This window comes from Cobetia sp. 5-11-6-3, assembly GCF_013374055.1.
Classification (GTDB): domain Bacteria; phylum Pseudomonadota; class Gammaproteobacteria; order Pseudomonadales; family Halomonadaceae; genus Cobetia; species Cobetia marina.
In genome coordinates this window covers 92,732-108,816 of the sequence record NZ_BLWJ01000008.1, presented here as the reverse complement: position 1 = coordinate 108,816, position 16,085 = coordinate 92,732, and the positions used below count along the sequence as shown (strand labels likewise).

Below are 16,085 nucleotides of genomic sequence, written 5' to 3'. Positions count from 1 at the left end.
CGCCGGCGCTGTTCAAGTCGCCCCGACCCCGGCGCTGTCATCATCATTTCCCGGCATTGGCCCGCCCGGATGTCCGTCGCCTGCATGGCCGGGCATGGGGCCCTGACCCGGCTTGCGTGGAGAGCCGATCCCCATCCTGGCATTGGTAGTGAAGTTGTCCTTCGCCACCACACCCGTCAGACATGCGGGCAGGTTGGGGAATTCCTGAGTGGCGTGATAGTGATACTCGCCTTCCGGGTGACGCTCGGTCGGGCCGAAGTGACCATTGCAACTGTCGAGATCGGTCGGCACCTCGCCCGTCGGGTCTTCACTGCCGAACATCGGATAGCCATCGAAGGCATAGGCGAACTGGGCGCTCTTGCTCTGCGGTTGCTGACAATGGGCATCCACGCCTTGCGTGTCATAGACGCTATCGATATCCGTGGCCGTCGCGTGCCAGTGATACCAGCCACCCGGGTCCACATGACCGCCGCAGGTATCCAATGCCGGAAGATTGCCGGTATCCAGCACCGAGGGAGCATCGGCGAAGATGGGCACGCCATCCAGTGCCAGGCCTACCTTGGCGACAGTGCCAAGCGACGTCGGCGAGTCGGCCGGCACCGGGACGACAGGCAGCAGAATGCTCATCTCGACGCTGTCATCTTCCGCCACGTTGAGGCAGTTGTTGGCCTCTTCCTGACGCTTGCTCAGGTCCGTCATGATGTGAAGCGTCTCGTCCTCATCATGAAAATGAAACCCGAGCGTATCGAGCATCTCGAAGAAGGCACGATCCAGCCGATATAGACCGGGGTGCTGGCCATCCCACTGCCAGATACCGCCTTGATCATCCAGCGTCGGTGGGCAGAAAGGGCCGATCTCCAGGTCATCAGGCTGGTACTTCACGACAAGTCGGGTGCACTGGGCAGCGCTGCCATTCTCCAGCGTACAGCTGACGGTCTCCGGCGCCTTGACCAGCGCGGCCGTGGAGAATTGGCCCGGCACCACTTCGGCATGGGCCACCCCTGCCATCAACAGGGAGGCCGGCAACCAGGCCATGATCGATGCGGTCTTTCGCACAAGGCGTGCCGTCTTCATGAGTAGGCTCCAAAGAGAGAACACCCGCCACGCTGTTGCTCTCTCGAGTGATCAGCGTGGCGGGTGTCGATGGGCGGGACAGCCGTGAGGGTCAAGCTCGGCCTGGACTCAGGCTTGGCTCAGGCCCTGACCTCAGTGCTTGGGCCCCTGCTTGGCATCATCCGGCAAGCAGGCCGTCTCGCCACCCTGGGGCGGAGCGACACAATGTCCCGGCACCAGCGAGTCTGCCTCAGGCACCGCGATCTGGCACTGGTCTCCCACCTGCTTGCTGGCACAGGCATCGAAGGCTTCCTGCGGCGGCTTGCCACCCGGAGGCTGCGCCATGCTCATCCCGCTGATGGCCAGCAGTGCGCCCGCCATCAAGGCCAGGCTGCCACGACGACGAAAGGTCACGCGAGCGGAGGGAGTTTCAGAGGCTTTCATGTCAGTATTTCCTTGTGTCATCACTCAATGACGACAAGCTTGCTGACGCAATGTGCAACGAATATGTCAGAAAACGACAGGTGTTCAGGTGCCTGCAGGCTCACTCCTTCCCGGACGGCGGACGGTCTTCCTCACCGGGAGGTGGCCCGCGATGTCCCATGTCATCTGCGGTGCAGACGGCATCCGGTGAGTCGAGTGCGCAGCCTATCTCGCCATGGAAACATCCCAGAATCTCGTTCTTTTCGGCGCTGTTGCCATGATAATGGTATCCGATGCCTGCACCGACATGGCCACTGCAGGCGTCGAGTTCTGCCTTCTCGGCCTCGTCACCGGTCAATCTGGCCAGGATCGGATAACCATCCATGGCAAAGCCGATCATCGGGGCATCCGCCGCGACGTTCTCCTTCGCGGGACTGCAGCCATTGGCACCGTGATAGTGATAGCCGACATGCAGATTCACATGCCCTCCGCAGTCATCGAAAGGCGCCAGGGTATGGGCGGCAAGAATCGCATCCTGAGGCGCTGCCGCATCGAATCTGACGCCATTGAAGGCGATTCCCCGCGGAATTGGCGGAGTGCGCCCTGATGCCGCTTCCTGACGGGCAACGGGAACCAGTGGCAGCACATAGGTGGTCTCGACGACCTCATCCATGTATTCCGTGCGGCATTCCACGCAGTAGTTGTGGTACGCCTCGGCCACATCCGGCCGCGCCGCCTGATCACAGGCCGTCCTGGTATCCGTGACGTGAACCTTGCCGGTGGCCTCGTCGAACAGCTGCCACTCGGGGTCATCATAGAAGGTGGCCAGATTCTCGATGAAGGCACCATCCACGTCGTACTGCTTGCCGTCACGCACCCAGATACCCCCCTCGTCGGCACCGTCCGAGAGCTTGCCGGGACACCAGGGGCCCATCTCGCTGGACTCCAGCGAGTTCTTCAGCGTGATGCTGAAGCACTGGGTCTCGGTCCCACCAGACAGCGTGCAATCCACTACCTCAGGGCCAGCCACGATGCTCCGGGCATCGAACAGGGAGGCGATCTGCGCCAGTCGCTCCGAGACATCCCCCTCGTGGGCCATCGCGGACACGGGGATCAGGCTGGCGACCCCCGCGCTGAGCAACGAGGCCAGTGCCATTCGCTTCATCATGTTTCCTCTTGTGATCACCAGGGCATCAGCACGTCATCTGCACTTCACCTGAACGGCCCACCCATCGCGAGGCCAAGCCTATGGAAAACACGTCCCATAAGGAAAGACGCGCCGCTCATTTGCACAAAGCTGCCTTTTTCACGAGAACTGACTTTTTCACAAGAACTGAGTTTTCACGAGTGCTGTCATTTCACAAAGACGGCTCCACGGTAGCCCTAGCGCTCGGCTCGCGGGGAATGCCCGAAGTGATTGCGATAGGCCCGCGAGAAGCTTGAGCTCGACGTGAAGCCGCTGGACAGTCCGATGGAGAGAATATCGAGATCCGTCTCCTTGAGCAGATGCCGAGCACGCTCCAGCCGCAGCCTCAGGTACCAGGCTCGCGGCGACGTGGCGAGTTCCTGCTCGAACAGACGCTGCAACTGTCTGAGCGAGATGCGACAGCGTCGGGCCAGCTCCTCCAGCGACAGGGGGGTGTCCAGATGCTGCTCCATCAAGGCGACGGCATCGACCAGCTGGCGCTTGTGAGTGCCGAGTCGCCGCGCCAGCGTCATGCGCTGCTGATCGGTACGCGTCCGCATGCGGTCATGGACAAGCTGCTCGGAGACATCGACTGCCAGGGCCGTGCCGTGCCGCCGGGCAATCACGTCCAATGCCATGTCCATCGCCGCCGCTCCCCCGGCACACGAGAAACGACGTGCGCCCAGCTCGAACAATTCATCCGAGGTGCTGATGGCAGGGAAACGCTCGCGAAACGCCGGCAGACTCTCCCAGTGCAGCGTGACGCGTTCACCATTGAGCAGCCCGGCCGCGGCGAGCAGGAAGCACCCGGTATCCAGCCCGCCCAGCACACAGCCACCGGCATCGAGGCGATTCAGCCAGCCAGCGAGAGCGCGATTCAGGTGAGCTTCCGGCTCGAAGCCACTGCATACCGCAAGCGAAGGCAGCGAGCGGATATCCAGAATGCTGTGATCCGCCACCAGCGTCATGCCACTCGATGCCGTGACCGGCTGGCCATCCTCACTGATCAGCAACCAGCGAAACAGCGGCTTGCCGCTGATGCGATTCGCGATGCGCAACGGCTCCACCGCCGCGAAGAAGGCCATCATCGAAAAACGCGGCAGCAGCAGAAATCCGATCGTTTCGGGCAAGGGGCCGGAATAGTCGAGACGCATGACGCGAGAGCCTCCGTGACAGGGAAAGAGAGGTGTCATGGGTCATCACCCGAGAGCGTGACATGACGACGACCGTCAAAAATGACGCATTACGTTAACAATAATTCGCCTTACGACAAAATAGCCTGTTGAAATTTACCTGTCGTCGAGACTTCACCATGCCGCCTCCCGGGCATCCCCGGGGCCTCAGTACGAGCGCCTGGTGATCATGTCGTGGTGATTCGCGTCCCGCTTGCCCGACCCGCTTCTGGCGTAGCGTGATTTTTCCAGAAGCTGTAGCCATCAAAAACAATTCCATCCATAATATATCGTAATGTTTTTAGGCAGTTAGCCAAGAACTGCTCTTTCCAAAATGCGTTCCTCATCTCTTCTCGTTGCCAACACGACAACAATAATGGTGCCGGATGAGCGGTCGATATCCCCGATGCCTCGACCGAGACAGGGATCGCTGGCCCTTTGACCAGCTCGAACAGGAGTTACTGCGTGACCCCTTCCCAATCCGACCCCGCGTCCTCTCCCGATTCCACGAATACCGCCCCTCTGCCCTATCCCGACGCCAGTTCCAGCGCGCAGGTCGAGACCTCAGGCTGGCTGACCGGCATGCACAAGGGCATGACCCTGACCTCAGCGGGCCTGCTGCTGCTCTTCGTCCTGGCCACGGGCCTGGCACCCGACATGTCCGCGAGTCTGTTCGGCGCCGCCCGCGCCTGGATCGAGTCCACCTTCGGCACCTATTATCTCGTCACCATCGTCGGACTGATCGGGCTGTGCATCGCCCTGGTGTTCTCTCCCTGGGGCAACCTGCGCCTCGGCGCACCGGACAGCCGTCCCGAATTCTCTCGCTTCACCTGGGTCTCGATGCTGCTCTCGGCAGGCGTCGGCATCGGCATCCTGTTCTTCGGGGTCGCCGAGCCGCTGTTCTACTTCGATGACTCCGGCGGCTTCGGCTACCCGAACAACCCGCACGCGGACCTCGCCGGCCACACCGCCATGACCCATGCGCGCGCCGTGGATGCGCTCAAGCTGGCCTTCTTCCACTGGGGCCTGCATGGCTGGGCGGTCTATGTGATCGTCGGCATGACCCTGGCCTACTTCGCCTATCGCCGCGGCCTGCCGCTGGCCCTGCGCTCCGCGCTGTATCCGCTGATCGGCAATCGCATCTATGGTCCCATCGGCCACGCCGTCGACATCATGGGGGTACTGGGCTGCGTGTTCGGTATCGCCACCTCGCTGGGCCTGGGCGTCAGCCAGATCGCCGTCGGCCTCAATCGTCTGACCGGGCTGGATTCCGGCATCTACACCCAGGTGGTGCTGATTGCCGTGATCTGCGCCATCTCCATCGCGTCTGCCGTCTCGGGGGTCAGCCGGGGTATCCGCATCATCTCCGAACTCAACGTCGGCGTCTCCGTCATCGTGGTGGGCAGCTTCCTGATCGGGGGGCCGACACTGTGGTTGATCAGCATGTTCGGCGAGACGCTGGTCTCCTATGTGCGTGACGTCATTCCCATGGGTCTGTGGGTGGCGGGCACGCCGCTGGAACGCGACTGGCAGGATGCCTGGACCATCTTCTACTGGGCCTGGTGGCTGGCATGGGCGCCGTTCATCGGCCTGTTCATCGCCCGTATCTCCAAGGGCCGCACCGTGCGTGAATTCGTGCTGGGCGTGCTGATCGCACCGCCGCTGATCATCTTCATCTGGCAGGCGCTGTTCGGTGGCACCGCGTTGCACCAGGAACTGACCGCAGCCATGGGCCCGGGAACCGGCGAACTGATGGGCATGATCCGCGACTGGAACCTGCCGGAGGCGCTGTTCGCCACGGCGGATACACTGGTGGCCAATGACACCCTGAGCGTCATCCTGTCCTCACTGCTGATCTTCCTGCTGATCAGCTGGTTCGTGACCAGCTCCGACTCCAGCACCCTGGTCATCACCACCATCCTGTCGATGGGCGATGAGGAGCCGCTGGCGCGCCACCGGATCTTCTGGGGCGTCTGCATCGGCTCGGTCGCTGCCGTCCTGTTGATGGCCGGCGGCCTGAAAGCCCTTCAGACCGTGCTGATGGCGGCGGCATTGCCGGTCAGCCTGGTCATTCTGCTCATGACACTGGGTCTTCTGATCGCCCTGATCGAGGAATCGCGCATGGCGCTCAAGGCACGTCGCCGCGCCTCCCCCGACACGGGCCTGAATTGATCCGCCGGTCAGTCTGACCGATGCCGGTCACGGCTCCTGCCATGACCTGATGCCGGCACCCGCATGACACCAATCCCCGCTTGAGGCCACAAGGCCCGGCGGGGATTGGCGTTTCTGGCTCCCGGACATCCTCTTCCAGCCTCTCTCGGAGGGCCCCTGAGCGCCGAGGCACTGCAGGCTTCCAGCGAGAAAATATCCGAAAAGCCGGCCTGACGCTTGCCGCATGACGCGTTCAGCTAACTGGACTTCGTTTGGGGAGAAAATGATCGGGGACGACGCTCTAGCCTTAGAACGTGTCGATGTCTGATGTCCAGAACGTTCCACACAGGTAGTGCGAGACAACAATCACAACAATAAAGGAGTGTTCCCATGACACCCGCCCAACAGGACTCGCAAGAGCCCGCTCACCGCGGCATCCCCCCTGATTTGACGCAGCGCCTTGAGACCCGCGGCCCGCTCAAGGGCATGCACAAGGGCATGACACTCACCGCTGCCGGCCTGCTGCTGGCCTTCGTGGTCGGTGCCGGCCTGAGTCCGCAGGCCTCTTCTGCCCTGTTCGGCGCCGCCCGCGCCTGGATCGAGAACACCTTCGGCACCTACTACCTCATCCTGGTCGTGGGCATGATCGCCCTGTCACTGGTCATGGTGGTGTCTCCCTGGGGCAGCCTGCGACTCGGCCCCAGGGACAGCAGACCCGAGTTCTCGCGTTTCACCTGGATCTCGATGCTACTCTCGGCAGGCGTCGGGATCGGCATCCTGTTCTTCGGGGTCGCCGAGCCACTGTTCTACTTCGACGACTCCGGTGGCTTCGGGTACCCCAACAACCCGCACGCGGATCTGGCCGGCGCTACCAACATGGACCATGCCCGCGCCGTCGAGGCCCTCAAGGTGGCCTTCTTCCATTGGGGCCTGCATGGCTGGGCGGTGTATGGCGTCGTCGGCATGACACTCGCCTACTTCGCCTACCGCCATCACCTGCCCCTGGCGCTGCGCTCGGCGCTCTATCCGCTGATCGGCGAGCGCATCTACGGCCCCATCGGTCACGCCGTGGATATCATGGGCGTACTGGGCTGTGTCTTCGGAATCGCGACCTCGCTGGGTCTCGGCGTCAGCCAGATCGCCGTCGGGCTCAACCGCCTCACCGAACTGGATGCCGGGCTCAGCACTCAGCTGGCGTTGATCGCCCTCATCAGCGCGATCTCCATCGCGTCAGCCGTCTCCGGCGTGAAGCGCGGCATCCGCTTCATCTCCGAGCTCAACATCGGCGTCTCGGTGCTCGTGGTCGGCAGCTTCCTGATCGGCGGCCCCACCCTGTGGTTGATCTCGCTGTTCGGCGAGACGCTGCTGGCCTATCTGCGCGACGTGGTGCCGATGGGACTCTGGGTCGCCCAGACCCCGGGCGAGAGCAGCTGGCAGGAAGGCTGGACCATCTTCTACTGGGCCTGGTGGCTGGCCTGGGCCCCGTTCATCGGCCTGTTCATCGCGCGCATCTCCAAGGGACGCACCCTGCGCGAGTTCATCCTCGGCGTGCTGATCGCCCCACCGCTGATCATCTTCCTCTGGCAGGCGCTGTTCGGCGGTACCGGTCTGCATCAGGAGCTGACGGCCGCCATGGGCCCGGGGACCGGCGAGCTGATGACGCTGGTGCGCAACTGGAACCTGCCGGAAGCCCTGTTCGCCACCGCCGATGCCCTGGCCGGCAACGGCGTGCTGGGAGTCATCCTTTCCTCGCTGTTGATCTTCCTGCTGATCAGCTGGTTCGTGACCAGCTCCGACTCCAGCACCCTGGTGGTCACCACCATCCTGTCGCTGGGCGATGAGGAGCCGCTGGCGCGTCACCGCATCTTCTGGGGCATCTGCATCGGACTGGTGGCCGGTACCTTGCTGATGGCAGGCGGCCTCAAGGCACTGCAGACCATCCTGATGGCCGCCGCCTTGCCGATGAGCTTCGTGATCGTGGCAATGACGATGGGCCTTTTGGTGGCGCTCTATCAGGAATCCGGCAACGCACTGAAAAGGTTCAAGAAACCCGCCCAGCATCACACAGGCCCCTGAGCCCGCTCTAAGCCCCTCACTCGACCCGGGCCCGTCGTGCCAACAGGCAACGGCGGGCCTTGAAGCATGTCTTTCACGTCAGGCGTTCCACGAGACACATAATGTCGTGTTATGGCAAATACTGGTCGCCAATAACCAAAAATTAACCAGAGGGCAAGATAGGCTTATGAGGTCCTTGCCACCCACAGGAGTCAGCCATCGTTATCTGCCCTCTCTTGACGACTTCTTGCTGCCGTCAGCTTGCCAGTTCGACAACAACAACTTCAGGAATCGCGCTCTCATGACGACCGACACTTCCTCCTCCCGCCAGCCCGAGGCCACCACGGATTCCGTCTGCGGCCTGGGGGACACAGACTCCGCCAAGGGCAAGTACCTGACCTCGATCGCCACCGTCGCGGTCATCATGCTGCTGATCGGCGCCGCCGCCCTCTTCCCGACGGGATTCCTCGCGGCCCTCGACACCGTCAAGACCTCGGTGATCGGCAATCTCGGCTTCATCTTCACCTGGCCGGCCTTCGCCATCTCGCTGGTGATGGTCGCGGTGTGCTTCACGCCGCTGGGCAAGCTGCGCTTCGGTGAAGGCGAACCGGAATTCCACACCCTGAGCTGGATGGGCATGCTGTTTGCCACAGGCATGGGCATCGGCCTGCTCACCTGGGGCGTGCTGGAACCCAAGTACCATACCGATGCCGGACAGAGCACCGACATGGCACTGCTCAATGCCTTCAATCATTGGGGCCTGCTTGCCTGGGCGGGCTATCTGGCCATCGGCGCGCTGTTCGCGCATGCCATGTACAACATGAAGATGACCAAGCCCGCCGAAGAACTGCTGGGCAATGGCCTGTGGAGCAAGCTCAACCTGGTCAGCCTCGTCGTTTCCACCGTCATCGGCCTGTCGCTGTCCTTCACCTACGCGACCACCCCGATCCAGCAGGGACTGGTCAAGCTGGTCGGCATCGAGTTCAGCCCGACCCTGATCATCTGCGTGCTGGCCGTATGCGCCATCATCTCCTCCGCCTCTGGCCTCAAGCGCGGCATCAAGTGGCTGAGCAACTACAACACCCTGTTCGCCATCATTCTGATGATCGGCGTGCTGGTGCTGACCGTCCCCGGCGACATCCTTTCCACCTTTGTGCGTCTGGTGCCGGAATACCTGCTCAAGTACCCGGCGATGGCCACCGACATCGGCCTGGGTGATCCGGAGCGCAAGGCGTGGCTGGCCGACTGGCTGTATGCCTTCGAGGCTGCCTGGTACGGCTGGTTCATCTTCACCGGCGTCTTCGTGGCGCGCATCTCCAAGGGCCGTACCCTGCGTGGCATGGTGCTGGGGGTGATGCTGGTGCCGACCCTGTTCTCGTGCCTGTGGTTCGTGGTGTTCGGTCTCGGCAGCCTCAGCCTGGGCGTCGAGGACGTGTTCAAGCTGATCGATACCATCGATACCACCGGCATCCTCTCGGTGATACTGACGCTCAACATCCTGCTGTTCTTCATCACCAGTGCCGACTCGGCAGGACTGGTCTGCGAGATGCTGACCGTCAAGCGCTCACGCGCCTTCTGGATCATCGCCATGGCCGCCCTGGCCATCGTGGTCAGCTGGCTGGGCGGCGATGTCTACAAGACTCTGCTGAGCCTGATCTCGGTCGCCGCCATCCCGGTCGCCTTCGGTATCTTCGCCCTGGTGATCGCCTTCGTGATCCGCGTACGCCGTGATCGCGCCTCCCAGGCCATCCCGACATCGGCGCCACTTACCTAGCGCTGAACCGCCCTGGTGTGTGATGCGCCGCAGCGCGTGCCGACGCAATCCGGGACAACGATCTGGCGCGACGCAATCTGTCGCAACGCAATCTGTCCAGCACAACGGCCCTGCCCTCTAACGAGGTGCAGGGCCGTTGTGTATTACGAAGTAGCGAAGAATGATTGTGCCCTACCCGCCTCCGCTTCCTTCTGCACTCTCCTCTTACGTTACAAGCTCTGGAAGGGCTTGCAGCAAGGCAGCTATCCCAGCTGCGTACGAAGTGAAATCGGCGCCAGGCGGCTGAGCTATGTCACTCAGCAAGCGAGTCCGGTGCTGGCGCTCCCAAGGAATAATTTACGCCTCCTGGGAACCGCTACTACTGCGCTCACTGTATTAGCTCAGAAGTTTCAGCCAAACATACTCAAATTATAATATATGCTAGTATTGCTCCAATTTGTCATGCGCAGACAGGCCTGCTGCCTAATCCAGCGACATCGTCAGCCAACTATCAACCATCGCTAACCATTCCCAATAGTGTTCAGAATCATATGGTTATCCCCACTTCAAGCTAGCTCGCAGAAGCCGGCGGTCGACAAGACGCATATCCAGCCATTAAGAAGATGGCTGCCAACCGTGGTAAGCGAGCGCGGTTAACTACTTATGGTAGAGCAGATGACAATGACTCAATTCGAGAAATTCTCACAAGACGTCGATCCTTTTGTTCTCGAGTCGCTCGAGAATATGCGCAGAAAGCTGCTAGACATTACCAGCAGAAATCGACTACTTAACTTTCCAATTGATCAAAAAGGTAGCTCACTTCGTATCGTGAATGAGCTGCCAGATCAATTGTATCAGAACTTGATTGATGAAAAGGGTATGCAGTTTGCTGCCGTACCCGACCCACAATATAAACAGCTGCTCAAACATGGATACCTCACGACTGAGGAAGATGGCAGCGAGAAGCGATTGAAGCCGGACCCGACTGCACGCGAGTGGGCAAAGGTATTGGGCATTGATAACAGTTACGACCTGCCCCACCCAGACAAGCATCACACCAAGCCCGAACATTGTGATAGTGACATCCAGGTCCTGTTGTTTCCTCAGGAAATGGAATCCAGACTACGTGGAATCCGAAACAAGTCCCAAACTGCAATTGAAGAAACCGGTACGGGTGTGCTGTATCTTGCGCTGGGTTTCCTGGAATGGTTTGAATCACCGAATTCAGACAAGAGTCGACTCGCTCCGTTGTTTACCATTCCAGTGATGCTGGAAAAAGGCAAGCTGAATGCCAACGCTGGAGTGTACCGGTACCAGATCAAATATACCGGCGAAGACATCATTCCCAACTTGTCATTACAGGTAAAGCTAGCCAATGACTTTGGTATTGATTTGCCAGATCTTGAAGAAAATATGTCACCCGAGAAATATCTTTCATGGGTAGAAGACATTATCTCGAAAACTCATCCTAGGTGGTCAGTCAAGCGCTATGCCTCCTTGGCTTTACTCAACTTTGGCAAGATGCTGATGTACCTGGATCTTGATCCGGCACGCTGGCCTCTGGACGGTCGCAATATCACTCAACATCCAGTGGTAACCCGGTTCTTTACCAGCGTAGAGACAAGTGCCAACGAGGGTGGAGGTGGCACTGGACTGGAGCATGAAATAGATGAGCTTGGTGACATTCATCAGCGTTTCCCGCTTATTGATGATGCTGACAGCTCACAACATAGTGCTTTGATCGATGCTGTGGACGGTCATAACCTGGTGATTGAAGGCCCACCGGGCACCGGTAAATCGCAGACCATTACCAATCTGATTGCTGCCGCCATGCTAAGCGGCAAGAAAGTATTATTCGTTGCCGAAAAACTGGCGGCACTGGAAGTCGTCAAGCGTCGACTCGACAAAGCCGGCTTGGGCGATTTTTGTCTGGAGCTTCACAGCCACAAGTCGCAGAAGCGGAAAGTCCTTGAAGAGATAAATTCCCGCATCGTGGGTCAGTCAAAGCTACAGAGTCCCCAAAAAATTGATGCCGAAGTAGCTCGCTATGAAGAACTGAAAAATCAACTCAATGATTATGCCAAAGAAATAAACGGGATCTGGGGTGCCACAAACAAGAGCATCCATGATATTTTCAGCGGGGCTTCACGCTACCGCCGCCAGCTGACTATTGATCCTACACGCTTACATGTGACTGGCCTTTCTGGGAAAAGCCTTGATGAGGTGAAGCTACTCAGACTACGCGATCAGATAAAAACATTCACGGGGATTTATGCTGAAGTTCGCCAACAAGTCAGTGAAAATGCAGCTATATATGATCACCCTTGGAGTGGCGTGACCAATACCGACATTCAGATCTTTGATAGCGAGAGAATAGTCCTGTTACTGAGTAGCTGGCAGAAAACGCTGGGTCAGCTTATCGACACCACTGAACACTTGGTATCACGCTGGCAGCTTGACTCGAATACACTACAAACGCTGCCAGAAATTGACTGTCTTAATCAAGATTTTTCAATATTGCCGGAACTGAAAGGCCAAGAGTGCTTCCCGGCCTTGAGAAGACTGAATCAAGAAACCATAGATGATGTTGAGCGCAATATAAATGACTTCATCACTCTCCAAACCCTGTATAAAGAGTTAGATCCAGAACTGGTTCGGGATAAACTGACTTTGCTTATGAACGGGGAGATACCACCGGCATTCACTGACCCTGTAACTGCTTTCGGAGCATCAACGCAGTTATTGCTATCGGATATAGTGAAGTCCGTAATCCACCTAACCAAAGTCTCAAACGAGCTAGATGAATATCTCGTCAAGCAACAAGAGTTGAAGACTGCGCTGCCGGAGCCACTTGCTGCTCTCCTAACCAACAGCAAGGAAGGACTGTCTGCTTTCATCGAACTGATAGAGCTTACCGATGAACTTCCAGGCGAGCTTGTCAAACTTCGGTCAAGTCGTTTCGACGATGATGAAATGGATGCGATTCTTGCAAATTTGAAGCAGCAACTGCAGGAGCTCCTCCCACTACGAGCTACATTGCGCAACACTTATCGTCTAGACGCTCTGCTCCCGCAGGAAGATTTGCAAAACATGCAACATCATCTTGCCAATGCAGGCATGTTCAAATGGTTCAATAGTGACTGGCGTACTGCTCGAAAAAACCTAAAGAGCATGGCGAAGAGTCCTGACACAAAAATAGCGGAATTGGTCGAAAAGCTGGATACCTTGATCAAATATTCTGAGCAGGTCGGGCATCTGGAAAGAAGCAATTTCAGCAAGCTTCTAGGAGAGCTCTATGCCAGCCTGGATACAGATATTGAATCACTGCTGATACTCAGAAGTTGGTATCGCCAAGTTCGAGAGGTTTATGGCATTGGCTTTGGCCCAAGAGTCATAGCAGGGACTGCTTTGCTCGACCTTGACGCTCAATTGATCAAGGGCATCCAGCAACTTCATAAACAAGATGTCGTCACTTCCATTCGTGACACCATGACCGGCCTCGAGCAGACATTGGGACTCTACTCAAAACTGCAACAATCATTCAGTGACAGGGAACAGCTGACAGGTGCCTCGGGGCAAATTCAACAGGTCATCATGTCTCTTTCGACAGTGCTGGAAACGACTCTGGCCTGGGTGTTGAAACAGGATATTTCTTTACTAGAGCTGCAGCAGAGAGTGTCGCAGCTAAAGCAATTATCCTCGCTGCAACAGCACCTCAGCCATGACCCGCTGGTCTCCTCTCTATTTGGAGACGTAGCCCCATTGTACTGGGGGGCGAGCAAGGACAATCAGGCTGCTCTCACCACGATTCAAAGCACATTGTCCTTTGCCAGAAAACTGCAACATCTCTCGGCAAGCTCGCTGGTTCATGCCATTAAAGAGATGACATCAACTGAAGAATTCCAGCAATTACAGCGCGATGCGCTTGACTATCAACAACAATGGCAACAGCAGGAGTCGGCCTATCATAATTTTGCAGAGGCCACTCAACTTGATAACAAGCTCTGGCTTGAATCATCCGACTCTACCCTCATTGGCATTACGAAACGTAACGATAGAGCCATCTCAAATCCTCGCTGGCTGAATGGCTGGGTCAACTTTGTTCGCTCAGAGCATGAGATGTTCGCTAATGGCCTGGAGAAAATCTGGAAGGAAGTCATGGCAGGCAATCTCCTCATCGATCAGGTCGATGAAGGTCTGTCGCTGGCAATCCATGATCAGTTGGCCAGAGAGATCATTGCGGCCAAACCGCACCTGGCAAGAATCTCCGGTCTCAGCAAAAATCAGGATCAGAAAACATTCCGTCATTACGACAAGAAGCTTCAAAAGCTCCAGCGAAAGCGTATTGCCAGCATCATCGCCCATAGAAAGATTCCCGAAGGAGTATCTGGTGGACGAAAGTCGGAGTATACCGAGCTTGCATTGATCAAGCATGAGCTGGGCAAGAAGGCGCGGCATATTCCTATCCGGCAATTGATCAACCGTGCTGGTAGAGCTCTGCAGGAGCTCAAACCTTGCTTCATGATGGGACCCATGTCTGCAGCGCACTATTTGCAACCGGGTGAAATACAATTTGATCTGGTAGTGATGGATGAAGCCTCTCAGGTAAAACCTGAAGACGCCCTGGGTGTCATTACTCGAGGCAGTCAGTTGGTGGTCGTGGGAGATCCCAAACAGTTACCGCCTACCAGTTTCTTCGACCGCTCCGATGTATCAGGTGAAGAGGAGGATGTGGCGGCAATGGTGCAGACTGACAGTATTCTGGATGCTGCTCTCCCCTTGTTCCCCATGCGGCGCTTACGCTGGCATTACCGCTCGCAGCATGAGCACCTGATTGCTTACTCCAACCGCCACTTTTACGACAGTGACCTGGTGGTATTCCCATCACCACATGCACAGTCGGAAGAGTTCGGCGTCAAGTTTACGCTTGTCAAGCAGGGGCGATTTGTCAACCAGCACAATATCGAAGAAGCCCGAGTCGTGGCAGAAGCCGTTGCCCGGCATGCGGTGCACAATGCACATGAATCACTGGGCATCGTCGCCATGAATTCCAAGCAGCGCGAGCAGGTTGAGCGAGCGGTGGATGAACTCTGCAAGACAAGCTCAGAGATCAGCAACGCCATTGATGCTCTGCGCAATCAGGAGGATGGGCTATTCATCAAGAACCTGGAAAACGTTCAGGGGGATGAGCGGGATGTCATCTTCATCTCCTTCACCTATGGCCCGGGTGAAGTCGGGGGGCGAGTCTATCAACGCTTTGGCCCGATCAACTCCGATGTTGGCTGGCGTCGACTGAATGTCTTGTTCACTCGCTCGAAAAAGCGCATGCATGTGTTCAGCTCCATGAAGTCTGAAGACATTCTAGTGAGTGAAACCACCAAAAGCGGTGTACGTGCCTTGAGTGGTTTTCTGCATTTCGCTGAAAAGGGGAATATGGAAGGCATCAGCTATTCCACCGGCAAGGCACCTGACAGTGATTTCGAGGTTGCAGTCATGGAGTCACTGCAAGCAGCCGGCTTCCAGTGTGAGCCTCAAGTGGGCGTAGCGGGATTCTTTGTGGATATCGCGGTCAGAGACCCAGGCAACCCGGGGCGCTATCTCATGGGCATCGAATGCGACGGCGCGACTTACCACTCAGCGAAGTCAGCCAGAGACCGAGACCGTCTGCGCCAGGAGGTGCTGGAACGCCTGGGATGGCGCATTCGACGCATCTGGTCCACCGACTGGTTCAGTAACCCAGATGGCGAGCTGGGACCGATCATTCGTGAGCTTGACCAACTGAAAACCGCAATTGAACAGCGGCCATTTACTACTGAAGCGGTTGCTGTCGAAGTGAATGAGCAGCTCGAATCAGTTGCTCAGAGTCCAGGGTCGCAAGCGGTTGATTCAGGAGATCAGCCCTTGAGCCTGCGCCTTAAACGCTTCGCCGAACAAGTGATTGAAGAGGCTTTCCCAGATACACCGGCCGAGCGCCGGCTATTGAGACCAGCAATGATAGAAGCGCTGGCCGAGCACCAGCCCTGCTCACGTTCAGAGTTTGTCGAGATGATCCCCAAGTATCTGCGTGATGCTACCGAGCCCAAGGAAGCACATCGTTTTCTCGATAATATTCTGGAGATACTGGAAGGTAGCGAAGCAAGCACGAAGCTACTGCAATAACCCTACGCGACGGGCCTGTCATTGGCAGGCCTGCAATGGTATTGCTGGCGCTTCACCCTTCTCTGACAATCCGGATGATTGATTTTCACACGCGTTTTAGCCAATAAATCAACGTTAAAACGCCAAGCCTCGC

General features: G+C 57.8%; 8 protein-coding genes. 4 read left to right on the top strand and 4 right to left on the bottom strand.

The window, feature by feature from the left end; all coding sequences use genetic code 11:
- Positions 1-12: 12 nt before the first annotated feature.
- The 4 genes from HXS66_RS13605 to HXS66_RS13590 form a co-directional block, all read right to left on the bottom strand.
- Complete coding sequence (locus HXS66_RS13605; protein WP_176503825.1) at positions 13-1,035, bottom strand: YHYH protein; 1,023 nt, start codon at positions 1,033-1,035, stop codon at positions 13-15.
- Positions 1,036-1,206: 171 nt separating this feature from the next.
- Positions 1,207-1,497: a hypothetical protein gene (locus HXS66_RS13600; RefSeq protein WP_176503824.1), complete on the bottom strand. Its 291-nt coding sequence runs from the start codon at positions 1,495-1,497 to the stop codon at positions 1,207-1,209.
- A 100-nt stretch (positions 1,498-1,597) separates the two neighbouring features.
- Positions 1,598-2,644 carry a YHYH protein gene (locus HXS66_RS13595; RefSeq protein ID WP_176503823.1) on the bottom strand — a complete coding sequence of 349 codons (1,047 nt, stop codon included), beginning with the start codon at positions 2,642-2,644 and terminating at the stop codon, positions 1,598-1,600.
- 215 nt (positions 2,645-2,859) lie between these two features.
- Positions 2,860-3,816: a GlxA family transcriptional regulator gene (locus tag HXS66_RS13590; protein WP_176503822.1), complete on the bottom strand. Its 957-nt coding sequence runs from the start codon at positions 3,814-3,816 to the stop codon at positions 2,860-2,862.
- A 483-nt stretch (positions 3,817-4,299) separates the two neighbouring features.
- Here HXS66_RS13590 and HXS66_RS13585 point away from each other — a divergent pair, with 483 nt between their 5' ends.
- From HXS66_RS13585 to hhe, 4 genes are all read left to right on the top strand, one after another.
- Positions 4,300-6,006 carry a BCCT family transporter gene (locus HXS66_RS13585; protein ID WP_255303263.1) on the top strand — a complete coding sequence of 569 codons (1,707 nt, stop codon included), beginning with the start codon at positions 4,300-4,302 and terminating at the stop codon, positions 6,004-6,006.
- A 369-nt stretch (positions 6,007-6,375) separates the two neighbouring features.
- The gene (locus tag HXS66_RS13580) at positions 6,376-8,061 is read left to right on the top strand and encodes a BCCT family transporter (RefSeq protein ID WP_176503821.1); all 1,686 of its coding nucleotides are present in this window, start codon (positions 6,376-6,378) and stop codon (positions 8,059-8,061) included.
- 280 nt (positions 8,062-8,341) lie between these two features.
- On the top strand, positions 8,342-9,814 hold the full coding sequence (locus HXS66_RS13575; protein WP_176503820.1) for a BCCT family transporter: 1,473 nt from the start codon (positions 8,342-8,344) through the stop codon (positions 9,812-9,814).
- Between the two features lie 654 nt (positions 9,815-10,468).
- The gene (gene hhe, locus HXS66_RS13570; protein WP_176503819.1) at positions 10,469-15,952 is read left to right on the top strand and encodes a DUF4011 domain-containing anti-phage protein Hhe; all 5,484 of its coding nucleotides are present in this window, start codon (positions 10,469-10,471) and stop codon (positions 15,950-15,952) included.
- The last annotated feature ends 133 nt before the right edge of the window (positions 15,953-16,085 follow it).